Here is a 23,233-nt window from a genome sequence, read left to right on the forward strand (position 1 = left end):
CGGGCAACCGCCTCTCCCGGATGTCAAAATCCTCACCTTTGCGGCATCGATCAAGGCGAGCCCCACTCCGGCCACGGCGATGACGATTAAGCCCGTCCACGACTCGTCGGTAACCAAATTCATCAAGCATTGCGCAGAGTTGCCCGCCTAGTTTCTCGGCCATGGGAAGGCTTTTACTGGTCGCGAGCTTCGCGATGCTTGGCGCGACCGCCATGGCTTCGGCAAAACCGGAACATGCCAATCAGGGCAGTGGGAAATCGCGTGCAGCGAATTCGTCGCCTGTCGGCTATGGCGCCGGCGGCTGTCCGCCGGGTCTCAAGGGCAAGAATGTTTCTTGCATGCCTCCCGGCCGCTACAAGAAATTGTTTGAGATTGGTCAGCGCGTTCCCAGCGGCTTCAAGGGTCTGATGCCCTACAGCGCTTTGCCTTACGATCTGCGCATGGGATACGGCGGCGCGCTCGATCGAAGCGCCCGCTACGTCTACGACCAGCAATTCCTGTATCGGGTCGACCCGGAGACGATGATCGTCCGGCAGATTCTACGGGCGCTTCCCTAAAGCCCGCCTTCGTTGGACGTTACAACGGCGTTCAAGCCGTGATCGTCCACGGCGTTAAGGTTGGCCGGGGCCGCGTTGAGCAGGTTCGAGGCATCGTCGAGCTGGAGATTCTCCTCGGCCGTTGGCGTGTCGGCAGGCCTTTGGCAGGACACCATCAGCGGCAAAGCGAGCAGGATCGGGGCGATCTTCATGTTCAGCACTCCATGACGGAAGCGCGCCCAAATGCCAAAGAAAAGGGGCCGCGCGGCAAGCCGCACGACCCCTTCGAAATCGCGTGAACCCTTAGTTCGCGGCGTTTTCGGCTGCGTTGCCAACAGCGCTGGCAGCGTTGTCGACGGCGTTGCCCGCAGCGTCGATGGCGTTGCCGGCCGCGTCGAGCGCATTGTCGGCAGCGTTGCCGGCGTCGACAGTCGCCGCGTTGACGTCCTCGACGGCCGCGTTCTCGACGTTCGCTTCGTTACCTGCGGTGGTGTCTTCGGTCTTGGCTTGGCAAGCAGCCAGGCCGAGCGCGAGGACCGCAACGGTCACTGCAACTTTCTTCATGATCGTTCCACTCCCTCAAATGGTCCTAAGCCGGACCCGGCTCGGCCTGTCGCGAAAATCGCTCAGGCCAGCGGGCGCCATTACAGGGGCGTTACAAGCCGCGCAATCGGGAAAATCATCACATTTTCTGACACAGTCGCCCCTGCGTTCATTGACATATAAAGTTTTCTTTATATCATGTTTCCCGATGGACGCGCTCCCACTTGCCGAGCTGTTGCAGGCACTTGCCGACCCGACGCGGCTTCGCATCCTTGCGCTCCTGCGGCGGATGGAGCTGTCCGTCGGCGAACTGGCCATCATCCTCGACCAGAGCCAGCCGCGCGTGTCTCGGCACGTCCGCATCCTCGCAGACGCGGGTGTCATCGACCGCCGCCGTGAAGGCAGTTGGGTATTCCTGACGATTGCGCCGGAAGGGCGCGCAGCGCCGATGTTTTCTCTCATAGACGCATGGACATGCGAAGAAAGCGCACAGGCCTTCGAAGCTGACGCTTCGAAGCTGGACCGCATCCGCTCCGACCGCGCCGAGGCGGCCACCCGCTATTTCACGTCCCACGCCGAAGTCTGGGACTCCATTCGCTCGCTGCACGTCGCCGAAAGCGAGGTCGAGGAAGCGATCGGCCGTGCGCTGGGCTCGGAAGATCTCGGTTGCCTGGTGGACATCGGCACCGGCACCGGGCGGATGATCGAGTTATTCGGACGCAGCGCCAGCCATTCGATCGGAATCGACCGCTCGTCTGAGATGCTACGGCTGGCCCGAGTAAAGCTTGAGGCCGCCGGCATCTCGTCGAGCCTGCGCCAGGGCGACCTGTATTCCTTGCCCCTGGATGACGGTGCCGCCGACACCGTCATCATTCATCAGGTGCTGCACTATGCGCACTCGCCGGCCGCAGCGATCGAGGAAGCTTCCCGCGTGCTCGCGCCCGGCGGACGCCTGCTGATCGTCGATTTCGCGGCGCACGAACGCGAGGAGCTCCGCACGACAGATGCGCATATCCGACTGGGCTTCGACGACGACACAATGACAAGCTGGTTCAAGGCGGCGGGTATTGCCGTCGATCATGTCGAGCATCTGGAAGGCGGCGAACTGACCGTGACCGTTTGGCGCGGCGAGAAAGCCGGCGTCCGCCAGCGCGAGCGGAGGGCTGCATGAACAAGTTCGAGAGCCTTGCCGCCCGCACGCCTCTGTTTGCGGAGACGCGGGCGACATCGAGGTCAGCTTCGAGTTCTTCCCGCCGAAAACCGACAAGATGGCGGACACCCTTTGGGACTCGGTGAAAACCCTCGAGCCGCTGCATCCTCGCTTCGTCTCAGTGACCTACGGGGCCGGCGGCTCGACCCGCGAGCGCACGCACCAGACCGTCGAGCGCATCCTCAAGGAAACCTCGCTGACCCGGCCGCGCATTTGACCTGCGTCGCCGCCAGCAAGGACGAGGTCGACGAGATCGCGAAGGACTATTGGGACCTCGGCGTCCGCAACATTGTCGCCCTCCGCGGCGATCCCCCGGAGGCTGGAACCAAGTACCAGCCGCACCCCAATGGCTATCGCGACGCCTGTGAGCTGGTCGCAGGCCTGAAAAAGGTTGCCCCGTTCGACATCTCGGTTGCCGCATACCCGGAGTGCCACCCGGACTCATCGTCGCGCGCATTCGACATCGAGAACTTGAAGAAGAAGGTCGATGCGGGCGCTGACCGGGCGATCACGCAATTCTTCTTCTCGGCGGACTGCTTCTTCCGCTTCCGCGACGATGCGGCGGCTGCGGGCTGGACGTCGAGATTGTCCCGGGAATCCTGCCGGTCTCCAACGTCGCAACGACACGCCGCTTCGCCGCGACCTGCGGCGCCGCGATCCCGAAGTGGCTCGACGATTTGTTCGAAGGTCTCGACGACCTACCGGCTGCGCGTCAATTGATTGCGGCGACCGTCGCGGCCGAGCTTTGCGGCCAACTCTACGCGGGCGGGGTTCGCCACTTCCACTTTTACACATTGAACCGGGCGGAGCTGTCCTACGCGATCTGCCACCTGCTCGGTGTGAGGGCCCAAGCATGAGCGCTTCCCAGTCACTCCGCAGCGAAGCCGCCAAGCGCATCCTGATCAAGGACGGCCCCTACGGCACCGGCATCCAGGGCGAAAAGTTGTCCGGCGAAGCCTATTGCGCTGGCCTCGATCTGCTGAAGGACCAGAAGGGCAACAACGACCTTTTGAACCTGACCCAGCCGCAAGTGGTCCGCACCATCTGCGAGCGCTTCGCCGACGTCGGCGCAGAAATCCTCGCCACCAATACCTTCAACGCGAACCGCATCAGCCAGGCAGATTATGCCGCTGAGCACTTGGTCGGCGACATCAACCGCGCTTCGGCCCGCATCATGCGCGAGGTGGCCGACCGTTACACCGCGAAGGACGGCAAGCCGCGCTGGATTGCCGGTGCACTCGGACCGACCAACAAGACCCTTTCGCTATCGCCGGACGTGAACGATCCTGCCTATCGCGAGGTCGACTTCGACACGGTGAAGGACGTTTACCGCGAGCAGATCGACGCGCTCGTCGAAGGTGGCGTCGACTTCATCCTCGTCGAAACGGTGTTCGACACGCTCAACGCCAAGGCGGCGATCATGGCGACGCTGGAAGCCGAGCAGGCGCTCGGTCGCGAGCTTCCGCTGATGGTGTCGATGACCCTCACTGACCTTTCCGGCCGCAACCTTTCCGGCCACACGGTCGAGGCGTTCTGGGCCACCGTCCGCCACGCCAAGCCGGTCACGATCGGCCTCAACTGTTCATTCGGCGCCTCGCAACTTCGCCCGCACCTCGTGGCGCTCAACGGCCTCGCCGACACTTTGATCATGGCCTACCCGAACGCCGGCTTGCCCAACGATCTCGGCGAATATGACGAAGTCGCCGCCGAGACTGCCGCTCAGGTGAGCGAATGGTTCGACGCCGGTCTCGTCAACATCGTCGGCGGCTGCTGCGGCACGACGCCTGCGCACATCGCCGCGATCGCCAAGGCTGCTGAGGGCCGCATGCCGCGCAAGGTGCCGACCGCCCCCCGTCAAACCCTTCTTGCCGGCCTGGAGCCGATGGTGATCGCTGCGTGAGTACCCAACCGAAGACGATTCTGGATTCCGAGCCGGCCGCGGCCGCAGCAGGCGCGCGCTTCGTCAACGTGGGTGAGCGGACCAACGTCACCGGTTCCGCCAAGTTCAAGAAACTGATCCTCGCCGGCGACTATGACGCGGCGGTCGACGTCGCTCGCGACCAGGTCGAGAACGGCGCGCAGATCATCGACGTCAACATGGACGAGGCTTTGCTCGATTCAGAGCAGGCGATGACCATCTTCCTCAAGCGCATCGCCGCGGAGCCGGACATCGCCCGCGTCCCGGTGATGATCGACAGCTCCAAGTGGAGCGTGATCGAGGCTGGCCTCAAGTGCGTGTCGGGCAAGCCGATCGTCAATTCGATCAGCATGAAGGAAGGCGAAGCGCCCTTCCTCGAGCTCGCCCGCAAGTGCCGCGCCTACGGCGCCGCCGTCGTCGTCATGGCTTTCGACGAGGTCGGACAGGCCGACACTGCCGCACGCAAGATCGAAATCTGCGAGCGGGCCTACAAATTGCTGACCGCCGACGGGTTCGAGCCGCAGGACATCATCTTCGACCCCAACATCTTCGCCATCGCGACGGGCATCGACGAGCACCGCCGCTACGCCATCGACTTCATCGAGGCGACGGCCGAAATCCGCCGCCGCTGCCCCGGCGTCCACATCTCGGGCGGTCTTTCGAACCTCAGCTTCTCGTTCCGCGGCAATGAGCCCGTTCGCCGCGCGATGCACAGCGTGTTCCTCTACCACGCCATCCCCGCGGGCATGGACATGGGCATCGTCAACGCCGGCCAGCTCGAAGTCTACGACCAGATCGATCCCGAGCTTCGCGACGCCTGCGAGGACGTCATTCTCGACCGCAATGAGGACGCGACCGAGACGCTGATCGCGCTCGCCGAACGCTACAAGGGCACCGACGCCGCCGAAGAGAAGAAGCTCGCCGAATGGCGCGGCCTGCCGGTCACCGAGCGCCTGTCCTACGCGCTGGTGAAGGGCATCGACGCCCACATCGTCGAGGACACCGAAGAGGCGCGCCAGCAGGCCGAGCGTCCGATCCACGTCATCGAAGGCCCGCTGATGGACGGCATGAACGTCGTCGGCGACCTGTTCGGCGCGGGCAAGATGTTCCTGCCCCAGGTGGTGAAGTCCGCCCGCGTGATGAAGAAGGCCGTCGCCCATCTCATCCCCTTCATCGAAGAGGAGAAGGAAAAGAGCGGTGTCACCGCGGGCAAGGGCCGCGTCGTGATGGCGACCGTGAAGGGCGACGTTCACGACATCGGGAAGAACATCGTCGGCGTCGTTCTTCAGTGCAACGGCTTCGAGGTCATCGACCTCGGCGTCATGGTACCGTGGCAGACGATCCTTGAATCAGCGAACGACAATCAGGCAGACATGATCGGCCTCAGCGGCCTGATTACCCCATCGCTGGACGAGATGGTCACCGTTGCCGGTGAGATGCAGCGTCTCGGCCTCAAGACCCCGCTTCTGATCGGCGGCGCGACCACTAGCAAGGCGCACACGGCGCTGCGGATCGACCCAGCCTACGAAGGCCCGGTCATTCACGTCCTCGACGCCAGCCGCGCGGTCGGCGTGGCATCGTCACTGGTGTCCGACACGCAGTGTGAGCCGCTCGTCGCCAAGACCGCCGACGAATATGAGGCGCTACGCATCGCCCGCTCGCGCAGCGGGCAGAGCGAACTCGCAAGCATTGCGGATGCCCGCGCTAATGCCTTCGCCTTCGATCCATCCGGCCAGGCGCCCGCACCTATCCGCCCCGGCCTCCACCAGATCGGCGAATGGCCGCTCCGCGACCTCAAGGCATCGATCGACTGGACACCTTTCTTCCGCGCCTGGGAGCTCGCCGGAAACTATCCGCAGATCCTCGACGACGAGGTCGTCGGCGAAAGCGCCCGCAGCCTCTTCAACGACGCGCAAGCGATGCTCGACAAGATTATCGCGGAGCGCTGGGTCACACCGAAGGCCACCGTCGGCCTGTGGCGCTGCAAGCGCGAGGGCGACGACGTCCTGGTGCTTGCCGGCAACGACTGGACCCGCCTGCCCTTCCTTCGCCAGCAGGTGAAAAAGCGCGAAGGCCGGCCGAACATGAGCCTCGCCGACTTCATCAATCCCGAGGGCGAGGATTGGATCGGCGGTTTCGCGGTCGGCATTCACGGGCTCGAGCCGCACCTCGAGCGCTTCAAGGCCGAGAATGACGATTACTCGGACATCCTGCTGAAGGCGCTGTCTGACCGTCTCGCCGAGAGCTTCGCCGAAGTTCTGCACGCGGAAGTCCGCAACCGCCTGTGGGGTTATGCCGATGAGCACTTCTCGACGGCCGACCTGATCCGAGAAAAGTTCCAGGGCATTCGCCCGGCGCCCGGCTACCCAGCCTGTCCCGACCACAGCCTCAAGCCGATCCTGTTCGAGATGCTCGGCGGAGCGCCCGGCGAGGTGAGCCTTACCGAGAATTTTGCGATGCTTCCGACTTCAGCAGTGTCGGGCTTCTATTTTGCCCACCGCGACAGCCAGTATTTCGGTGTCGCCCGGATCGGCGAGGACCAGCTGGCGGACTATGCGGAACGGCGCGGCGTCGACCTCGACTGCGCGCGCCGCTGGCTGAGGCCGAACCTCGACTAACACCGGCCGGTACCGCTAGGGCGGCGCAATGGATACAGCGGCGGCCATTTCACCGGGTGCACCCGCGCGCACTTGGAGCGGAGAGCTCCGGGCAACGCTCGCGCTCGCCTGGCCGCTGATCCTCGCCAACCTGACCATGCAGCTGATCCAGGCGACCGACGTCGTCCTGCTCGGCTGGCTCGGGCCGAAAGAGCTGGCCGCCGCGGCCCTCGCGCTGAGCCTGTCGTTCGGCATGATCCTGTTCGCACTCGGTGTTCTGACCGCCACCTCGCCAATGATGGCATCAGCACTAGGCGCACGATCCAACTCCGTCCGCGATGTCCGCCGAACATTCCGCCAGGGCGTGTGGGCGGCCGCGCTTATGGCGATTCCGACCCTCATCGTCCTGTGGAATGCCGAAGCGGTCATCCTCTCCTTTGGTCAGGACCCGGAGCTCGCCCGCCTCGCCGCCCGGTTCCTGCGCGGGTACATGTGGGTGATCCCGCCGTGGATGCTGTTCCAGGTCATGCGCAACTTCGTGTCTGCGCTGGAACGGCCCGGCTGGGTGCTGGTGATCAGCACATTCGGCATTCCGCTCAACGCGCTGGTGAGCTGGTCGCTGATCTTCGGCCACCTGGGCATGCCCAGGCTCGGACTGATCGGCGGCGGCGTCGGCAGCTCGATCGTCTGGGCTGCGATGGCCCTCGCTCTCGTGATCGTAATCCTCACCGACCGGCAATTTCGCCGCTTCCACGTCTTCGGACGGTTATGGCGTGCCGACTGGCCCGATTTCGCAAGCTGTTCAAGCTTGGCGGGCCGATCGGCATCACCATGGGCCTGGAAGGCGGCGTGTTCAGTGCCGCTGCCTATCTCATGGGCCTGTTCGGGGCACCGTCCGTCGCTGCTCATCAGATCGCGCTGCAGATCGCCGCGACCACCTTCATGGTTCCCTTGGCGCTTGGCCAGGCGACCACCGTGCGGGTCGGCCTCGCCTATGGCCGGAAGGATCGCGAGGGCATCGGCCTCGCCGGATGGACGGCATTCTGGCTCAGCACCGCCTTCATGACGCTGATGGCGACGTTGATGTTCATCTTCCCGCATCAGCTGATCACGCTCTTCCTCGCGGACACGCCGGAGAATGCGACGGTCATCGCGTTCGGAGTCTCCTTCCTGCGCATCGCGGCACTGTTCCAGATTGTTGATGGCTGGCAGGTCGTCGGCGCGGGAATGCTTCGCGGAATCCACGACACGCGCGTCCCGATGGTTTTCGCCCTCTTCGGTTACTGGGCGATCGGCTTGGGCATTGGCTTGGCGTTGGCCTTCGCAATGGAATGGCGCGGGGTCGGCATCTGGACCGGCCTTGCCGCGGGCCTCGGAGTTGTCGCGATCCTCATGCTTTGGCGCTGGACTCGTCGCGAGAGGCTGGGCCTGCTTCCAGTCGGCGCCTAAAAATCTCATCGCCCAGGGTGTTGACGCCCCAAACGGCGGCACCCATATGCGCGGCATCGCTGGCACTCTCCTCGCGGGAGTGCCAACGCGCATGTTCAACAAGAGAGAGACAAGGGGCTCACTATGGGTTTCAGGCCGCTTCACGACCGCGTCCTCGTCCGCCGCATCGAGGCTGATGAGAAGACGACGGGCGGAATCATCATTCCCGACACCGCCAAGGAAAAGCCGCAGGAAGGCGAAATCGTCGCCGTCGGCACCGGCGCTCGCAGCGACGAGGGCAAGGTTACGCCGCTCGACGTCAAGGCCGGCGACAAGATCCTGTTCGGCAAGTGGTCGGGCACCGAGGTCAAGATCGACGGTGAAGACCTGATCATCATGAAGGAAAGCGACATTCTGGGCATTGTTGGCTGACGCCAACGGGCTCGGGATCGTCGGCTGACCTCAGCTGAACTTCCAACGAATCCACGACATCAAGAAAGGGTAGCCAAATGGCAGCCAAGGACGTCAAATTTTCCCGCGATGCGCGTGAGCGCATCCTCCGCGGCGTCGACATTCTCGCCGACGCCGTGAAGGTGACGCTCGGTCCCAAGGGCCGCAACGTCGTCATCGACAAGAGCTTCGGCGCACCGCGCATCACCAAGGACGGCGTCACCGTCGCCAAGGAAATCGAACTCAAGGACAAGTTCGAGAACATGGGCGCGCAGATGCTGCGCGAAGTCGCTTCGAAGACGAACGACCTCGCCGGCGACGGCACCACGACCGCGACCGTCCTGGCGCAGTCGATCGTTCGCGAAGGCATGAAGTCGGTTGCGGCCGGCATGAACCCGATGGACCTGAAGCGCGGCATCGACATCGCCGTCGGCAAGGTCGTCGAGGACCTCAAGGGCCGTTCGAAGGCCGTTTCGGGCAGCCAGGAAATCGCCCAGGTCGGAATCATCTCCGCCAACGGCGACAAGGAAGTCGGTGAGAAGATCGCCGAAGCCATGGAAAAGGTCGGCAAGGAAGGCGTCATCACCGTCGAAGAGGCCAAGGGTCTCGAGTTCGAGCTGGACGTCGTCGAAGGCATGCAGTTCGACCGCGGTTACCTGTCGCCCTACTTCATCACCAACCCCGAGAAGATGCAGGTCGAACTCAACGACCCGTACATCCTCATCCACGAGAAGAAGCTGTCGAACCTCCAGTCGATGCTCCCGATCCTGGAAGCGGTTGTTCAGAGCGGCCGTCCGCTCCTGATCATCGCCGAGGACATCGAGGGCGAGGCTCTGGCGACGCTCGTCGTCAACAAGCTGCGCGGTGGCCTCAAGGTCGCGGCCGTGAAGGCTCCGGGCTTCGGCGATCGCCGCAAGGCGATGCTCGAGGACATTGCCATCCTCACCGGCGGCGAGATGATCAGCGAAGATCTCGGCATCAAGCTCGAGAACGTCACGGTGAACATGCTCGGCCAGGCCAAGCGCGTCACGATCGACAAGGACAACACGACGATCGTCGATGGCGCCGGTCAGCGTGAAGGCATCGAAGGCCGCGTCGGCGCGATCCGTCAGCAGATCGAGAACACGACGTCCGACTACGACCGTGAAAAGCTGCAGGAGCGTCTCGCGAAGCTCGCCGGCGGCGTTGCGGTCATCAAGGTCGGCGGCGCGTCCGAGGTCGAGGTGAAGGAGCGCAAGGACCGCGTCGACGACGCTCTCCACGCGACCCGCGCTGCGGTCGAGGAAGGCATCGTTCCGGGCGGCGGCACTGCGCTGCTCTACGCCACCAAGGCTCTCGACGGCCTCAAGGGCGAGAATGACGACCAGACCCGCGGCATCGACATCATCCGTCGTGCGCTGCAGGCTCCGGTCCGCCAGATCGCCGAGAACGCCGGCCATGACGGCGCCGTGGTTGCCGGCAAGCTGGTCGACGGGAATGATCCGACGCTCGGCTTCAACGCCCAGACCGAAACCTACGAGAACCTCGTCTCCGCCGGCGTGATCGACCCGACCAAGGTCGTCCGCGCTGCGCTCCAGGACGCGGCCTCGGTCGCCGGTCTGCTGATCACCACCGAAGCGGCGGTCAGCGAAATGCCGGAAGACAAGCCGGCAATGCCGATGGGCGCTGGTGGCATGGGCGGCATGGGCGGAATGGACTTCTAGGTCCCGCGCTCAACGCACAGAAAAGAAGGGCCGGAGGAGCGATCCCCGGCCCTTTTTCTTTGTCGCGACCGCTACTTGCCAGCCAAGTCGCGGATCATCGATTCCCAGTGCATCGTGCTGTCCCACAGCGACTGGACGGGGATGCGCTCGTCCTTGCCATGGGCGCGCTCGTCGTCGGGGGAGACGCCCCAACCTCCATCGACGCCGTAGACCGGGATCCCGCGTGCCCGGAACTCTAGCCCGTCGGTAGCTCCGGTCGACATTTGCGGGATGATCTGAGCGCCCGGGAAGCGTGCGTGGATCGCCTTGGTGTAGGCTCCCACGACATCCGGCCGGAGCGGCGAGACAGGCGTCGGTCGGCCGGCGTCGGCGTCCGGCGTGACTTCGACGCCCGGACCGACCACCTGCTTCAACTCGGCCTCGATCGTCGCCGGCTGGACACCCGGCAGGATGCGGCAGTTCACGGTGGCTTCGGCCAGCTGCGGCAGCGCATTGTCGGCATGTCCGCCCTTGAGCCGCGTGGCGACGCAGCGGGTGCGGGTCAGGCCGACTTCGAGCGGATCGCTTTCGATACGATCCGCGGCCGCACCGTCGGCCGGATTGGCGACCCACGCGCGCATGGCGTTGCCTAGCTCGCTATTGCCCTCCTGCTTGGCGCGCTCGGTGAAATAGACCTTGGTCGTCTCGTTGAGCGCCGGCTCGAAACGGTGGTTCTGCAGCTTCTTCAGAGCATCGGCGAGCTGATAAATCGCATTGTCCGGTCGCGGCCGCGAGCTATGGCCGCCGGGATTGCGGACGCGGAAGAAGTAGGTCTGGAACGTCTTCTCCGACGTCTGCAGGCCGTAGCCGAGCGACTTGCCGTCGCGTGTGAAGGCGCCGCCGCCGCCATCGGCGTTCAACGCAAACTCCGCTTCCGTCCACTTGCGCCATTCGGTCGCGCCGAGCTCCGCGCCCTTGCCCTGTGTCTCCTCGTCGCCCGTGAACAAAACGACGATGTCGCGATCCGGCTTGAAGCCCGATGCGCGCAGCTTCAGCAGAGCGACCATGGATGGCACCAGGCCGCCCTTGTCGTCGCCGGAACCGCGTCCGTAGAAATAGCCGTCCTTTTCGACCAGCTTGAACGGGTCCGTCGTCCAATCCGACGGCAAAGCGTCGACCACATCCATGTGGGCCAGGATCAGGATCGGCTTCTTCTTCGGCGTGCCCGCCGCCGGCCAGCGCGCAATAATCGCCGCCGTGTCGTTGCCCGGCACCGACGTGTACGGAAGGACATGAATGTCGCTGTCCGCCCAGCCGAATTCCTTGAATTTGCTGGCGAGGTAATTGGCGAGCTTCAAATTCTCGCCCGCGCGGCCCTTGACCGTCGGCGTCTCCACCGCCGTCTTGTAGATTTCGCGAGCCGTTGCCTCCCATTGCGGTGGAAGGCTCTTCCCACCTTTTAGTGCGGCGGGAGGAGGAGAGTTCAACGGCGGCTCAGGTGCCTGCGCCAGCGCGACTGTGGATGAGAGTGCAAGCATGACGGTCAGCGGTATGCGCATTGGAATCTCCCCTTGAACGCGCCGCACGCTAAGCCTGAGCAATCGGGCGTCAAGCGTGGTCGGTGCCGTGCCCTTCCGCGAGATATTCGGCGCTCCGCATTTCCTCGAGACGGCTGACGGTCCGTTGGAACTCGAAGCTCCCGTCGCCGTCCGGATAAAGACCCGCAGGATCCGCGTCCGCAGCAGCCAGAAGCTTCACCCGATGCTCGTACAGCGCGTCGATCAAGGTAACGAACCGGGCCGCCTCATTGCGCATCTCGCGCGTCATCACTGGGATGCCGACGATGATCACCGTGTGGAAGCGCTGGGCGATGGCGAGGTAATCGGCAGCCCCGCGAGCCTCGCCAACCAGCCGCTTGAACGAAAAGACCGCGACGCCTTTCAGGCTCTTGGGAACGTGCAATGTTCGTCCGCCACCGACCGATAGGTCCTCCGTCGGGACCTTGGCGCGGTCCTCGACGGGATAGTCCGTCAATTTGAAGAAGGCGTCGCTCAGCGCCTTGGTCGCTTCCGCTCCGTTGGGAACGTGCCAGGTGTTCACGCCGGTCAGGCGGTGAAGCCGGTAGTCGGTCGGACCATCGACTTCGACGAGCGCGAAACTCTTTTCGATCAGGTCGATGAACGGCAGGAACAGCTCCCGATTGAGCCCGTCCTTGTAGAGATCGCGCGGCGGACGGTTCGACGTCGTCACCACCCGCATGCCTCGCTCCAGCAGATGCTCGAATAGCCGCGACAGGATCATCGCGTCTGCGGGATTGTTCACGACCATCTCGTCGAAGCAGAGCAGCGTCACTTCGTCGGCGATGTCGTCCGCGACGCGCTCGAGCGGATCGCCTTCCTCATCCTTGCGCTTTTCACGCAGGCGGGCGTGCGTTTCGAGCATGAAGGCATGGAAATGCACGCGGCGCTTCGGCTCGACGGCGATATGCTCGAACGCAAGGTCCATCAGCATCGATTTGCCGCGCCCGACACCGCCCAAAGGTAGATGCCGCAGAGTTCAGTCTGCTGCCTATTGAACAGCCTTTTGAGAAATCCGCCATTGCTGGCGTTGAGTTCCTCCCCAGCCGGTCGAGCGCTCCGGCCGCACGCTCCTGCGCGGGATCGGGCTTCAGCTCCCTGCCGCGACAAGCTGATGGTAGGCCGTGCCTACCGGTCCGCTCATGCGGGCCCGTTTCGCTCTTTGATGCGCTTCAGCGTGCCCGTGAAGCTGTAACAGGACTCGCCGTCCTGCTTCACCACACCCTGCAGGAACACCAGGCTCCGCGTCTGCTTTACCAGTTCGACGTGGGCGTCGAGCGGGATGCCAACCTTGCCGCGTGCAAGGAAGTGAGTGGTCAGGTCGAGCGTCACGAAGTGGCCCGGCGTGATGCCGGCGCAGCGGCCGCCAGCGAACAGAGCCATGTCGATGAAGCTCATCACGGCGCCGCCGTGGATGGAGCCGCCCATGTTCATATGACTTTCGTTCGGGAACATGCGGGCGATCCCGCGTCCCGGGCCATCAGGCTTGAACAGAAGACGGCCAGTCGCAGCCGCGAACGAATGCTTGCGAAAGTCGCCCCAGCTGTACCAGCCCGGATTCTCCGCATCGGGCTGCGCTCCGGTCGGAACACCGACGTCTTCCAGGCCGTCGCTCACGCCCGTATCGCTCAAGCTGCCCGTTCGGCGATCAGCTTCTTGGTCTCGGCAATCGCCTTGGCCGGGTTGAGTCCCTTCGGACATACGTTGGCGCAGTTCATGATCGTGTGGCAGCGATACAGACGGTACGGATCCTCGAGATCGTTGAGACGCTCGCCCGTCGCTTCATCGCGACTGTCGGCAATCCAGCGATAAGCCTGCAGCAGCACGGCCGGTCCAAGGAACCGGTCGGAATTCCACCAATAGCTTGGGCAGCCGGTCGAACAGCAGAAGCAGAGGATGCATTCGTAAAGGCCGTCGAGCTTCGCACGGTCTTCCGGCGACTGCAGCCGTTCGCGACCCGACGGGGCCGGGGTCACCGTCTTCAGCCAGGGCTGGATCGAGGCATATTGCGCATAGACGTGCGTGAGGTCGGGAACGAGGTCCTTCACCACTTCCATGTGCGGCAATGGCGTGATCTGGACGTCGCCCTTGATGTCCTCGATCGCCGTCGTGCAGGCGAGGCCGTTGCGGCCGTCCATGTTCATCGAACAGGATCCGCAAATGCCTTCGCGGCAGGAGCGGCGAAACGTCAGGGTGGAGTCGATCTCGTTCTTGATGCGGATCAGCGCGTCGAGAACCATCGGGCCGGTCTTGTCGAGATCGATGGTGAACGTGTCGACGCGAGGATTGTGACCGCTATCCGGGTCGTAGCGGTAGATCTTGAACGTCTTCAGCCGCTTGCCCTCTTCGGCGGGGAACGTCTTGCCCGCGTGACGAGGCTGTTCTTCGGAAGGCGAAACTCGGCCAAGGACTGGCTCCTGATAAGTCTTGCGCGGGCGCTATCACCCGCGACCTTGATTTTCAAACCTGCGCGGCGGCCTTCAGCACATCCTGGGCGTGACCCGGCACCTTCACTTTCCGCCACGCGCGAACGACCTTGCCATCTGAACCGATGAGATAGGTCGCCCGCTCCATCCCCATGTATTTCCGACCATACATCGACTTTTCGACCCAGGTTCCGAAGGCGTCCGAGATTTTGCCGTCCTCGTCCGAAGCGAGCGGTACGGCGAGGTCGTACTTGGCGATGAACTTCTCATGCTTCTTCATCGGATCGCGGGAAACGCCGACGACCTTCACGCCCGCCTTCTTGAAGTCGGGGCAAGCTGAGTGAAATTCTGGGCTTCCAGCGTGCAGCCCGACGTGTCGTCCTTCGGATAGAAGTAGAGAACCAACGGCTGGCCGGGCGACGAAAGGTCGACGGTGCTTCCATCGCTCGACGTGACCTTGAGCGCCGGAGCCCGATCGCCTTCCTTAACGCCGCCTTCGTTGATCATTGCGCGTCCCTCACCGATTTCCAGAGTGTGGCGATCCTCTGCCGTGCCTCGCCGTGCGCCGCAAGGAGGGAGTCCCAACCATCGTGTCCGCATAGCGCCGCAACGAGCGCACGCGACTTCTCCGGAGGCTCATTGCTGCCGGGAGCGACCAGCCGCATGACCACCAGCATCCGGCTCAACAGGCGGAGGTCGGCGTCGAAGCTGGCATCGATCAGCCCATCCGTCGCCAATTGCCCGATGGCATGTTCCAAACGCGGATCGAGTCCCTTGCCACTTACGAGTTGCAGAGTGTGGACCGCGAACTCCAGGTCGACGAGTCCGCCCGGCCCGAGCTTGATGTCGAGCGGACCGGAAGGCGCCTTGTGACGGGCCATCTCGTCCCGCATCCGGGCGGCGTCACTGCGGGTCTTGCCGGCATCTCCCCGCGCCTCGAGAACATCGCAAATTTCCGTCCGCAATCTCTTCCGCGCGCCCGGCGATCCGTAGATCGGGCGGGCCCGGCACAAGGCCATATGCTCCCACGTCCACGCCTCATTGCGCTGATAAGCGAGGAAACCTTCTCGGGAGACGGCCAGCATGCCTTCGCTTCCCTGCGGCCGCAGCCGCGTGTCGACGTCGTAGAGCGGTCCGGCGGCCGTCGGCACACTGATCGCGGCAGTGACCCGATTGGCAAGCCGGTTGTAATAGTCGGTTGCGCTCAAAGGCTTCTTGCCGTCCGACATCGCGCCCTCGGGCGCGTCATAGACATAGATAATGTCGAGGTCGGACGCGTGAGTCAGTGCGCGCCCGCCGAGCCGTCCAAGCGCAAGGATCATCAGCTCGCCGCCGTCGATCCGGCCGTGTGACTTCTCGAACTCCGCAGCAGCGAGGTCTGCCATCGCCACGATCGTGCCCTCGGCGACATTGCTGTAACCCATGGCGACGTCGAGCGGATCGGCATGTCCCGCAATGAGCTGGACGCCCAGCGCGAAGCGCCTTTCCGCGATGATCCGCCGCGCGCGGTCGAGCGCACGGTCGTAGGACTCGCCCCGCATCGCCGCGCTGAGCAGCTTCGCCATCGGGCCGGGTTCGGGCGGAAGGGCGAAGCTCGATTCGTCGATCAATCCGTCGAGGAGATCGGGACGCCGCGTCAGCATATCCGCAAGCGGCGGCGCGTAGGTGAGCATCAAGGCCAGGTGTCGCGCCAGCTGCGGCCGCGCTTCGAGCAGACGGTAGAGATTGATACCACTCGACAACCGCTCGACAATGTCCGCCAGCCGGTTGACCGCATGATCTGGGTCCGGTCCCGACGCGATTTCTCGCAGAAGCGCCGGGAGCATGGCCTCGAACGCAGTCCTGGCGGCAGATGAGCGTAGCGAGCGCGCGCGCCCGGACCGCCAGTCCGAAATCCGCTTCACCGCGACCGACGGATCCGCAAACCCAAGTTCCTTCAGCTCATCGACGAGGACATCGGGGTCGCTCGACAGACGGCCTTCCCGATCTGGGGCGAGCGAATTGAACAATCGCTCCGCGCAATCGACGTGGGGCACGAGCTGATCGATGAGGTCGGTCCCGCTCGGAAGCCCATGCAGCCTCGCGACATCGTCGAGGGCTTCGCGATCGAGCGGCAGGAGGTGCGTCTGCGCATCGCCGACCATCTGCACGCGGTGCTCGATCGTCCTCAACAGCACATAGGTTTGTGCCAAGGCGTTGGCGGTCTCTCGCGGGATGTGGTCGCCGTCTGCAAGGACCCGCAGCGCGTCGAGCGTCGCGGGAGCCCTGACGGATGGGTCGCGTCCGCCGTGGATCATCTGCTGTACCTGGGCGAAGAATTCGACCTCGCGGATTCCGCCGCGTCCCCGCTTGAGGTCGTAGCCGGGCCCGAGCCTTGCGCCCTGGGCGTAATGATCGCGGATCCGCGCGGAGATCTCGCGCACTTCCTCGATCACTCCGAAATCCAGCGACCGGCGCCACACGAACGGCTGGATCGCCTTCAGGAATTGCTCGCCAAGCCGCCGGTCGCCCGCGCAGACTCGGGCGCGGATGAAGGCTGCCCGCTCCCAGGCCAGAGCCGAGGACTCGTAATGCGAGATGGCGGCGTTGATAGGCAGCACGATCGGCGTCACTTCCGGCGACGGGCGAAGCCGAAGATCGACCCGTGCGACATAGCCGTCCGCAGTCCTCTTCTGCAGCAGCTCGACCATCCGACGCCCGACGCGAACGGCCGCCTCCGAATGGTCGTCGCGTTCTCGCTTGGGCATGACCTCGGGGTCGAACAAAAGGAGCAGGTCGACATCCGACGAATAGTTGAGCTCGCGGCTGCCAAGCTTTCCGAGAGCGATGACCGCAATTCCCTGGGCGGCTGCACCTGGGACACGTTCTGCGATTGCGACTTCCACGGCGCGCTCGATCGCTTCATCGGCGAAGTCTGACAGATGGCGCGTAGCCTGCTCGAAGCTCAGTTCTCCGGCCAGGTCGCCAAGGGCAACGGTCAGCGCCACTCCTGCGCGCTGCCGACGCAGCTCCGCATCCACCGTCTCGCCCGAGCCTGGAGGGCAGCGGCAATCGCCGCATCGCTCCCCATGGACACGAAGATTTCCGCCAGTTCCGGAAGGGACTGCGCAGACTCGCGCAAGAACGGCGAGTAGGCCCTGGCGCGCTCGAGGGCATCTTGCCGCGCCCCTTGTGCCGTTGGTGTCCCACCCGCAGCAGTTCGTCGAGGATCGGGCAAGTTCGGCGAAACCTCCGGGCGTCTTAGTCGTTCAATACAGACCATGGATACGGAGCGTCGATCCAGTGGTGCAACGGAAGTCAACATGGACCGCAGAATCATCCGCGTCGACATTCCGCCAGCCCACGCCGGCATTACAGCCGCACTCCGGAGAGCCTTCTCTCCGGTGAACGAGGACCCATGCGAGCGGGATTTCTCCGACTTGCTCCGCCGCCTCAGCTAGTCGCTGAGCCACGCAAATCTAACGTTCGTGGTCGCGGCTGAGGTCGTCAACTTCATTCATGATGGTTTGCAAGGCCGACTTGTTGGGGTCGGTGCGATGCTGGCGACGTGAGGGCAGTTTGCCGCTGTTGAGCAGGCTTTCTAGCGCGACGCGCCCCCGAGCCACGCGGCTCTTTATCGTACCGACTGCGCAGCCGCAGATGTCGGCAGCTTCTTCGTAAGCGAAGCCGCCGGCGCCAACCAGGATGAGCGCTTCGCGCTGCGGCTGGGGCAGGTGCATCAGCGCACGCTGCATGTCGCTGAGCTCGATATGCCGGTCCTGGCTCGCGGGTGCCGCCAGGATCTTCGACGCGGTAAGGTCGTCCCACTCGCCCTTGAAGCGGGCGCGCCGCATCTGGCTGAGGAACAGGTTGCGAAGGATGATGAAGGTCCAGGCCCGCATGTTGGTGCCGGCCTGGAACCGCTTCCGCGCCGCCCACGCCTTGAGCAGCGTCTCCTGCACCAGGTCGTCGGCGAGATCGCGGCTGCCTGAAAGCGAGCGGCCGAACGCGCGGAGGTGCGGGATGACGGCGGCAAGCTGTTCCTTGAACTCCGGATCCGGGAGTGGAGCCCACTCTCCAGAATCGGCGTCAGCCTTGGATACAGCCTTCTGGTCTTCGTCTTCGGCCACTAATTCCCCACCCGTTCAAACAAGGGTTTATGCGATCCGGCAGCCGCCGGACCCGTACGCTTCAGAGAATGACGATTGCAGGTCAGGTCGCGGCGAACAAATAGATGATCGCGAACAACACAATCACAAGTGCAAGACCGACACCCAAAACATAACGCGTCACATGCGGCGTAGCGCCGGCACGCGCTTCCGTAGTCGTCAGCTGTTCGGGTCTCTCGTCGCTCATCATTCTCTCAAGCTTTACGTTCCACGGGCCAACGCGCTGTTGGCGACCATGTTCCGCAACCGTTACGGCTGGACCTTAAGCCGGCACCGTCGCGGCGTCGAAGAACAACGCTTGGGCGATTGCCGCCTTCACCGTGGACCGCTGGAACGGCTTCGTGATGAGGAAGGTGGGTTCGGGCCGCGTGCCCGTCAACAGCCGTTCCGGGAACGCGGTGATGAAGATCACCGGGACCGAGAATTCCGCAAGAATGTCCTTCACCGCGTCGATACCGCTGGAATCGTCGGCGAGCTGGATGTCGGCGAGAACAAGGCCCGGCGGATGCTGGCGGGCCTGCGATACGGCCTCATCGCGGGTCACGGCCACGCCGGTGACGTTGTGGCCCAGGTCGCGGACGATCGTTTCGATATCCATTGCGATGATCGGCTCATCCTCGATGATCAGGACGTCCGCCAGCGTCTGGCGCTCGATTTCGCTCAGGGCCTCGGCAACCAGCGAGTCGACGTCTTCGGGCGTCGCGCCAATGAGATAAGCCGCGTCGTCCGACGAGAAACCCTCGAGAGAGGTCAGCAGCAGCGCTTGCCTCGACAAAGGCGTGATCCGCGAGAGGCGGGCTTGGGCAATACCCTCCGCGCCGGAGTAATCCTGGCCAGGCTCCTCGCCTTCCTCGATATTTGCCGTCGACCAGATCGCGTGGAAGGTCTTGTAGAGGCCCAACCGCGGGTCGACGTCCCGCGGGAACTCGTCGGGCTTCGCAACGATGGCTTCCAGTGTTGCGCGGACGAATGCATCGCCATGCGTCTGACTGCCGGTCAGGGCGCGAGCATAGCGGCGCAGGAAAGGCAGGTGCGGTGCGAGTTCCTGACCAAGGGACATATTTATGGACTCTCCCAATCGTATGCGGGGAGGTTCTTTGAGCGCGCGTAACGATCGATGCAACCCTGGCTCGGGCGTGGTCGGTCGTTTCGCTGCTCGTCCCGCGGAAATGTTAATCGCTGGAACAAAGCACAACGCATTTGGTTTCCGCTTCGCGCGGTAAGGTTGCTGCGGGTGGAGGTTTCGGCGCTTGCCGCATCGCATTTTCAACGATCGCGATGATCTTTCCTAAACCCGTTGCACCGTGAGAGTACAACGTTAAACGAAACGCGCTTGTTACCCGCGCAAGGGGACGAGAAGGTTGAGTGTCAGGAATAAGGGCGGCTCATTGGGCGGCGCTAAGAACAATGCGGCGCCGCAAAAGGCGTCCGAAGAGAATAAGAGCCGCAAGCAGCGAGCAGGCGATATCGGCCGCGCGCTTCGTACGATCTATGACGACACGCTGCGCGAGGCCGTTCCTGACGATTTCAGCGACCTGCTCGGGAAACTCAGCTGACGCGTTGACAGGCTTTTCAACATGTTAGGCGAGGCTGCACGGCGCTTCGCTGCGCTCTCCACTCCTGTAAAACTATTCCTGATCCTGTCGGCCGCCCTGCTGCCGATTGGCCTTGGGCTCGTCTGGGCGGCGAGCCAGGGCATTCGCGATGCGAACAATGTCATCGAAGACCAGGCCCACGAGCAGGCGCGCCTTGCGTCGCGTGGCGTCGAAAGCCTGATCGCCCGCAACGCCCTTGCCCTGCGAATCGCCAGCAACGGCCGAATCACGAACAGCGCGGATGCCTGCTCCATCGTCCAGCAATCCCTGACCGTCACACCCGCAGTCGCGCAGAGGTTCGAGCTGGAGGACGAGAACGGCCGACGCCTCTGCGAGGTCGGCAATGTTCCGGAAACTGCACGGCTTTCTTTGGTCGCACCTGGCGACATTGCTCTCAAGATTCTCCCGGAGGACGAAGCGCTGGGCTTCCGGGTCGGCGTCGTAGGCGGCCTTGCCACTGGCGCTTTGTCCAGGGCAGACCTGAAGAAGGCGGCGCTGGATGCGGCGCCGAACGTCCAGGGTCTGACCCTTCGCGACCGGCAATCTGAGCTGCAAATCGTTGCGCCGAGCGCGCTCGACGACCCCGCGCAGAAGCTGGTCACGTCGAAATGGCCGCTGGCGAACGGCCGCCTGGAAATGGTCGTCACCACCAAGCTGCCGATGATTACCACCGGCGACCGGCTGCTCCTCCTGCTCCCATTCCTGATGTGGATCGTGGCGGCGTTGCTGACCTGGGTGCTGGTGACCCGCCTGCTGATCGGTCCGTTGCGAATGCTTCAGCGCGCCGTGGTCAACTACGAGCCCGGGAACGAAGAGCTCGCTTTGCCTCAGAAGCTTGGGCCCGCGACGGAGATCCAGGATTTACGCGATGCTTTCGAGCGCGCCATGGAGCGGGTCGAAGGCTCCGAGCGCGAGATGGCCGGCGCCCTCGAAGGCCAGCGGCGCCTGGTTCGCGAAGTGCACCACCGGGTGAAGAACAATCTGCAGGTTGTCGCTTCACTGATCAACATTCATGGCCGCACCGCGGAGACCCCGCCGGCGCGCGCCGCCTACGGCTCCATCAGCCGGCGCGTCGGCGCACTCGCGATCGTCCACCGCAATCACTTCGCGGAGATGGAAGAGAACCGCGGAATTTCGCTTCGCCCCTGCTGTCCGAACTGGCAGCCGAACTCCGCGCGACCGCTCCCGATTCCGCGCGCGGAATGCGGATCGAACTGGACCTCGAAGGGGCGAACACGACACAGGACGTCGCCGTTTCAGTCGCCTTCCTGGTCACCGAGATCGTCGAATTCGCGATGCTCAGGACACCCGAGGATCCGGTGGAAATCTCGCTTCGGCGGACGAGCGAGCTGACGGCACGCCTCACGCTCAACAGCAAGGTCCTCAACCCAGACGAAGAGGGCGACCGCGAAAAAGATCAGTTCGAGCGTATTATTTCCGGCCTCGCCAAGCAGCTCCGCTCCGTGCTCGAGCGCAAGCTCGGGCGCTACAGCGTTGAAATTCCGGTGTTTCCTCCGCTCTAGCAGGAAGGAAAATATCGTTACGGCTGCAGAGAAAAAAGTTTCAGCCGTTCGGAACTTCCGCCGGAGAAGGCGCGTTTTACATACTGGATAGTGACCTTTTGCCCCCCGCTCTCGCTATCCGATTAAATGGGCCCGGAACCGCCAACCCTCCCCCCCCCGGTGGCGTTTCCGGGCCCTCATTCTTTCCAGCATCCATTTCTTCTGACCCTTCGGTCTCCGCGGCGTTCGCTTGGCGGCTGCGGCGCCAGTGCGTGAGACGGATTGCGACGATGGCCAGCTCGTAGAGCGAATAGAGCGGCACCAGCAGCAGCAGCATTGACACCGCATCGGGAGGCGTGAGCACCGCCGAAACGGCCGCGCATGCGACGATCGCGTAGCGGCGCGATTTCGTGAGTTGCTCCAGGGTGATGATGCCGGCCCGTTCCAGAACCATCAGCAGGATCGGCGTGAGGAAGGCGACCCCGAAGCCGAACAGGAAACGGGTGCAGAAGCTCAGATAGTTGCCGACGCCCGGTAGAGCCTCGCGCTGAATCCCGCCTACGTCTCCCTGGAAGCTCAACAGGAAATGCAGAGCCCAGGGCATGGCCACGTAGTAGGCGAACGCCGCGCCGCCGATAAAAAAGAACGGCGTCAGCAGGAGGAAAGGCAGGAGCGCCCTCTTTTCCTTGGCGTACAGGCCCGGCGCGACGAATTTCCACATCTGGATCGCGAAGAACGGGAAGCCGAGCATCAGCGACGCGAACAGAGCGACCTTCACCTCGGCGAAGAAGGCTTCGAAGATGTCGGTGTAAATGATCTTTCCCTGCCCGGCGGCGATCAGCGGCTGGACGAGAAAGGCGAAGATGGCCTTCGAGAACGCGAGGCAGCTGAAGAACAGGATGGCAAGGACGACGATCGAATAGAGCAGCCGCTTCCTCAGCTCGATCAAATGCTCGAGCAGAGGCGCCTTGGTGTCGTCGATATCCTTCACGGCAGTTCCCGCTTGTCGGGCGGGACCTGCGGATCGGGCTCCAGCGGTAGCGCCGGCTGGTTCTCTTCCGGCTTGGGCGGCTCCATCAGGGCAGGATATTCGCGCATGATGCGCTCATTTTCCTCGCGCCACTTCTTCTCCATTTCCTCGAGCTCGGCCTCGCGGATCATCGCGTCGATGCCGGACTGAAAATGCCGCGCCATGCCGCGAATCTGCGCGACCCAGCGGCCGAGCGTTCGCAGCGCATTGGGCAAGTCCTTCGGGCCGATGAAGATCAGCGCGAGGATCGCGACGAGGACAAGTTCGCTGGTATCGACGCCGAACATCTTCGGCAGTCTCCGCCGGAATTAGCCGTTGGTGCGATCGTCTCCGGCTGGCGGCACGGAGTCGGTGGTACGGCGCGGCTCGGGGTCACGTCAATGGGTTCGCTGCGCGGAAGCGGGCGCGGATCGGCGCGGCGCTGCTCTTCCCGACGCTTCTCGTCTTCATCCTCTGCCATGCCTTGCTTGAAGCTTTTCAAGCCCTTGGCGACGTCGCCCATCATGTTCGAGAACCGGTTCCCGCCGAACAGCAGCAGGAGGATGATCGCGAGGATCAGGATATGCCAGAAACTGAAGCCACCCATGGGAA

At 63.7% G+C, this 23,233-nt stretch carries 22 protein-coding genes and 5 pseudogenes; 13 read left to right on the forward strand and 14 right to left on the reverse strand.

Going from position 1 to position 23,233, the window contains the following annotated elements; translation table 11 throughout:
* Positions 1-161: 161 nt before the first annotated feature.
* Positions 162-557: a hypothetical protein gene (locus tag H9L15_RS02725; RefSeq protein ID WP_187715067.1), complete on the forward strand. Its 396-nt coding sequence runs from the start codon at positions 162-164 to the stop codon at positions 555-557.
* On the opposite strand, the gene H9L15_RS02730 is transcribed toward H9L15_RS02725, so the two are convergent.
* Together H9L15_RS02730 and H9L15_RS02735 are read right to left on the reverse strand one after the other, a co-directional pair.
* The gene (locus H9L15_RS02730) at positions 554-748 is read right to left on the reverse strand and encodes a hypothetical protein (RefSeq protein ID WP_187715068.1); all 195 of its coding nucleotides are present in this window, start codon (positions 746-748) and stop codon (positions 554-556) included. The two genes, H9L15_RS02725 and H9L15_RS02730, sit on opposite strands and share 4 nt — an antisense overlap.
* Before the next feature lie 91 nt (positions 749-839).
* On the reverse strand, positions 840-1,085 hold the full coding sequence (locus tag H9L15_RS02735; RefSeq protein WP_317617572.1) for a circumsporozoite protein: 246 nt from the start codon (positions 1,083-1,085) through the stop codon (positions 840-842).
* Positions 1,086-1,287: 202 nt separating this feature from the next.
* Here H9L15_RS02735 and H9L15_RS02740 point away from each other — a divergent pair, with 202 nt between their 5' ends.
* The 8 genes and pseudogenes from H9L15_RS02740 (at position 1,288) to groL (ending at position 10,385) form a co-directional block, all read left to right on the forward strand.
* The gene (locus H9L15_RS02740; RefSeq protein WP_187715069.1) at positions 1,288-2,250 is read left to right on the forward strand and encodes a metalloregulator ArsR/SmtB family transcription factor; all 963 of its coding nucleotides are present in this window, start codon (positions 1,288-1,290) and stop codon (positions 2,248-2,250) included.
* 97 nt (positions 2,251-2,347) lie between these two features.
* Positions 2,348-3,146 (forward strand): annotated as a pseudogene (gene metF / locus H9L15_RS02745) (methylenetetrahydrofolate reductase [NAD(P)H]).
* The gene (locus H9L15_RS02750; RefSeq protein WP_187715070.1) at positions 3,143-4,189 is read left to right on the forward strand and encodes a homocysteine S-methyltransferase family protein; all 1,047 of its coding nucleotides are present in this window, start codon (positions 3,143-3,145) and stop codon (positions 4,187-4,189) included. The pseudogene metF and the gene H9L15_RS02750 overlap by 4 nt, the downstream one beginning before the upstream one ends.
* Positions 4,186-6,825: a methionine synthase gene (gene metH / locus H9L15_RS02755; RefSeq protein ID WP_398286568.1), complete on the forward strand. Its 2,640-nt coding sequence runs from the start codon at positions 4,186-4,188 to the stop codon at positions 6,823-6,825. The genes H9L15_RS02750 and metH overlap by 4 nt, the downstream gene beginning before the upstream one ends.
* Positions 6,826-6,961: 136 nt before the next feature.
* Positions 6,962-7,360: pseudogene (locus H9L15_RS19340) on the forward strand (MATE family efflux transporter); the annotation flags it as partial.
* 317 nt (positions 7,361-7,677) lie between these two features.
* Positions 7,678-8,253 carry an MATE family efflux transporter gene (locus H9L15_RS19345; protein ID WP_317617573.1) on the forward strand — a complete coding sequence of 192 codons (576 nt, stop codon included), beginning with the start codon at positions 7,678-7,680 and terminating at the stop codon, positions 8,251-8,253.
* A 123-nt stretch (positions 8,254-8,376) separates the two neighbouring features.
* Positions 8,377-8,664, forward strand: a complete 288-nt coding sequence (groES, locus tag H9L15_RS02765; RefSeq protein ID WP_187715071.1) for a co-chaperone GroES — start codon at positions 8,377-8,379, stop codon at positions 8,662-8,664.
* A 77-nt stretch (positions 8,665-8,741) separates the two neighbouring features.
* Positions 8,742-10,385: a chaperonin GroEL gene (groL, locus tag H9L15_RS02770; protein ID WP_187715072.1), complete on the forward strand. Its 1,644-nt coding sequence runs from the start codon at positions 8,742-8,744 to the stop codon at positions 10,383-10,385.
* A 71-nt stretch (positions 10,386-10,456) separates the two neighbouring features.
* Here the strand turns inward: groL and H9L15_RS02775 are convergent, their stop codons facing one another.
* From H9L15_RS02775 to H9L15_RS02800, 6 genes and pseudogenes are all read right to left on the reverse strand, one after another.
* Entirely contained in the window at positions 10,457-11,923 is a 1,467-nt protein-coding gene (locus tag H9L15_RS02775) for a M20/M25/M40 family metallo-hydrolase (protein ID WP_187715073.1), read from the reverse strand.
* A gap of 49 nt (positions 11,924-11,972) precedes the next feature.
* Positions 11,973-12,875, reverse strand: coding sequence for a cell division protein ZapE (gene zapE, locus H9L15_RS02780; protein ID WP_187715074.1), 903 nt, complete (start codon positions 12,873-12,875; stop codon positions 11,973-11,975).
* Between the two features lie 206 nt (positions 12,876-13,081).
* Complete coding sequence (locus tag H9L15_RS02785; protein ID WP_223276455.1) at positions 13,082-13,573, reverse strand: PaaI family thioesterase; 492 nt, start codon at positions 13,571-13,573, stop codon at positions 13,082-13,084.
* Positions 13,570-14,348 (reverse strand): annotated as a pseudogene (locus tag H9L15_RS02790) (succinate dehydrogenase iron-sulfur subunit). The gene H9L15_RS02785 and the pseudogene H9L15_RS02790 overlap by 4 nt, the downstream one beginning before the upstream one ends.
* Before the next feature lie 53 nt (positions 14,349-14,401).
* Positions 14,402-14,874 (reverse strand): annotated as a pseudogene (locus H9L15_RS02795) (peroxiredoxin).
* Entirely contained in the window at positions 14,871-17,387 is a 2,517-nt protein-coding gene (locus H9L15_RS02800) for a bifunctional [glutamine synthetase] adenylyltransferase/[glutamine synthetase]-adenylyl-L-tyrosine phosphorylase (RefSeq protein WP_223276456.1), read from the reverse strand. The pseudogene H9L15_RS02795 and the gene H9L15_RS02800 overlap by 4 nt, the downstream one beginning before the upstream one ends.
* Positions 17,388-17,669: 282 nt before the next feature.
* Here H9L15_RS02800 and H9L15_RS02805 point away from each other — a divergent pair, with 282 nt between their 5' ends.
* Complete coding sequence (locus tag H9L15_RS02805) at positions 17,670-17,807, forward strand: hypothetical protein (protein WP_187715076.1); 138 nt, start codon at positions 17,670-17,672, stop codon at positions 17,805-17,807.
* An 18-nt stretch (positions 17,808-17,825) separates the two neighbouring features.
* Here the strand turns inward: H9L15_RS02805 and H9L15_RS02810 are convergent, their stop codons facing one another.
* From H9L15_RS02810 to H9L15_RS02820, 3 genes are all read right to left on the reverse strand, one after another.
* Positions 17,826-18,476 (reverse strand): sigma-70 family RNA polymerase sigma factor, encoded by a 651-nt coding sequence (locus tag H9L15_RS02810; protein WP_187715077.1) that lies wholly within the window; start codon positions 18,474-18,476, stop codon positions 17,826-17,828.
* An 82-nt stretch (positions 18,477-18,558) separates the two neighbouring features.
* On the reverse strand, positions 18,559-18,705 hold the full coding sequence (locus H9L15_RS02815) for a hypothetical protein (protein ID WP_223276457.1): 147 nt from the start codon (positions 18,703-18,705) through the stop codon (positions 18,559-18,561).
* Between the two features lie 72 nt (positions 18,706-18,777).
* Complete coding sequence (locus tag H9L15_RS02820; RefSeq protein ID WP_187715078.1) at positions 18,778-19,575, reverse strand: response regulator; 798 nt, start codon at positions 19,573-19,575, stop codon at positions 18,778-18,780.
* A gap of 301 nt (positions 19,576-19,876) precedes the next feature.
* Here H9L15_RS02820 and H9L15_RS02825 point away from each other — a divergent pair, with 301 nt between their 5' ends.
* From H9L15_RS02825 to H9L15_RS02835, 3 genes are read left to right on the forward strand one after another with little or no spacing between them, the layout of a single operon-like run.
* The gene (locus tag H9L15_RS02825; protein WP_223276458.1) at positions 19,877-20,071 is read left to right on the forward strand and encodes a NepR family anti-sigma factor; all 195 of its coding nucleotides are present in this window, start codon (positions 19,877-19,879) and stop codon (positions 20,069-20,071) included.
* Positions 20,072-20,092: 21 nt separating this feature from the next.
* The gene (locus H9L15_RS02830; protein ID WP_187715079.1) at positions 20,093-21,463 is read left to right on the forward strand and encodes a histidine kinase dimerization/phosphoacceptor domain -containing protein; all 1,371 of its coding nucleotides are present in this window, start codon (positions 20,093-20,095) and stop codon (positions 21,461-21,463) included.
* Positions 21,430-21,633, forward strand: coding sequence for a hypothetical protein (locus H9L15_RS02835; RefSeq protein ID WP_187715080.1), 204 nt, complete (start codon positions 21,430-21,432; stop codon positions 21,631-21,633). The genes H9L15_RS02830 and H9L15_RS02835 overlap by 34 nt, the downstream gene beginning before the upstream one ends.
* A 211-nt stretch (positions 21,634-21,844) precedes the next feature.
* Here the strand turns inward: H9L15_RS02835 and tatC are convergent.
* The 3 genes and pseudogenes from tatC to tatA form a co-directional block, all read right to left on the reverse strand.
* Positions 21,845-22,603, reverse strand: a pseudogene (gene tatC / locus H9L15_RS02840) (twin-arginine translocase subunit TatC); the annotation flags it as partial.
* Positions 22,600-22,929 (reverse strand): Sec-independent protein translocase protein TatB, encoded by a 330-nt coding sequence (gene tatB, locus H9L15_RS02845; protein ID WP_187715082.1) that lies wholly within the window; start codon positions 22,927-22,929, stop codon positions 22,600-22,602. The pseudogene tatC and the gene tatB, both read right to left, overlap by 4 nt.
* Positions 22,878-23,228 carry a twin-arginine translocase TatA/TatE family subunit gene (gene tatA / locus H9L15_RS02850; protein ID WP_187715083.1) on the reverse strand — a complete coding sequence of 117 codons (351 nt, stop codon included), beginning with the start codon at positions 23,226-23,228 and terminating at the stop codon, positions 22,878-22,880. The genes tatB and tatA overlap by 52 nt, the downstream gene beginning before the upstream one ends.
* Positions 23,229-23,233: the final 5 nt, after the last annotated feature.

Source organism: Sphingomonas daechungensis (genome assembly GCF_014489495.1).
Classification (GTDB): domain Bacteria; phylum Pseudomonadota; class Alphaproteobacteria; order Sphingomonadales; family Sphingomonadaceae; genus Sphingomicrobium; species Sphingomicrobium daechungense.

Coding starts and splice junctions, on each gene's coding strand:
- H9L15_RS02725 (WP_187715067.1), top strand. CDS start 162: ATGGGAAGGCTTTTACTGGTCGCGAGCTTCGCGATGCTTGGCGCGACC.
- H9L15_RS02730 (WP_187715068.1), bottom strand. CDS start 748: ATGAAGATCGCCCCGATCCTGCTCGCTTTGCCGCTGATGGTGTCCTGC.
- H9L15_RS02740 (WP_187715069.1), top strand. CDS start 1,288: ATGGACGCGCTCCCACTTGCCGAGCTGTTGCAGGCACTTGCCGACCCG.
- H9L15_RS02750 (WP_187715070.1), top strand. CDS start 3,143: ATGAGCGCTTCCCAGTCACTCCGCAGCGAAGCCGCCAAGCGCATCCTG.
- H9L15_RS19345 (WP_317617573.1), top strand. CDS start 7,678: ATGGGCCTGTTCGGGGCACCGTCCGTCGCTGCTCATCAGATCGCGCTG.
- groES (WP_187715071.1), top strand. CDS start 8,377: ATGGGTTTCAGGCCGCTTCACGACCGCGTCCTCGTCCGCCGCATCGAG.
- groL (WP_187715072.1), top strand. CDS start 8,742: ATGGCAGCCAAGGACGTCAAATTTTCCCGCGATGCGCGTGAGCGCATC.
- H9L15_RS02775 (WP_187715073.1), bottom strand. CDS start 11,923: ATGCGCATACCGCTGACCGTCATGCTTGCACTCTCATCCACAGTCGCG.
- zapE (WP_187715074.1), bottom strand. CDS start 12,875: ATGCTGATGGACCTTGCGTTCGAGCATATCGCCGTCGAGCCGAAGCGC.
- H9L15_RS02805 (WP_187715076.1), top strand. CDS start 17,670: ATGGACCGCAGAATCATCCGCGTCGACATTCCGCCAGCCCACGCCGGC.
- H9L15_RS02815 (WP_223276457.1), bottom strand. CDS start 18,705: ATGATGAGCGACGAGAGACCCGAACAGCTGACGACTACGGAAGCGCGT.
- H9L15_RS02820 (WP_187715078.1), bottom strand. CDS start 19,575: ATGTCCCTTGGTCAGGAACTCGCACCGCACCTGCCTTTCCTGCGCCGC.
- H9L15_RS02830 (WP_187715079.1), top strand. CDS start 20,093: ATGTTAGGCGAGGCTGCACGGCGCTTCGCTGCGCTCTCCACTCCTGTA.
- tatB (WP_187715082.1), bottom strand. CDS start 22,929: ATGTTCGGCGTCGATACCAGCGAACTTGTCCTCGTCGCGATCCTCGCG.
- tatA (WP_187715083.1), bottom strand. CDS start 23,228: ATGGGTGGCTTCAGTTTCTGGCATATCCTGATCCTCGCGATCATCCTC.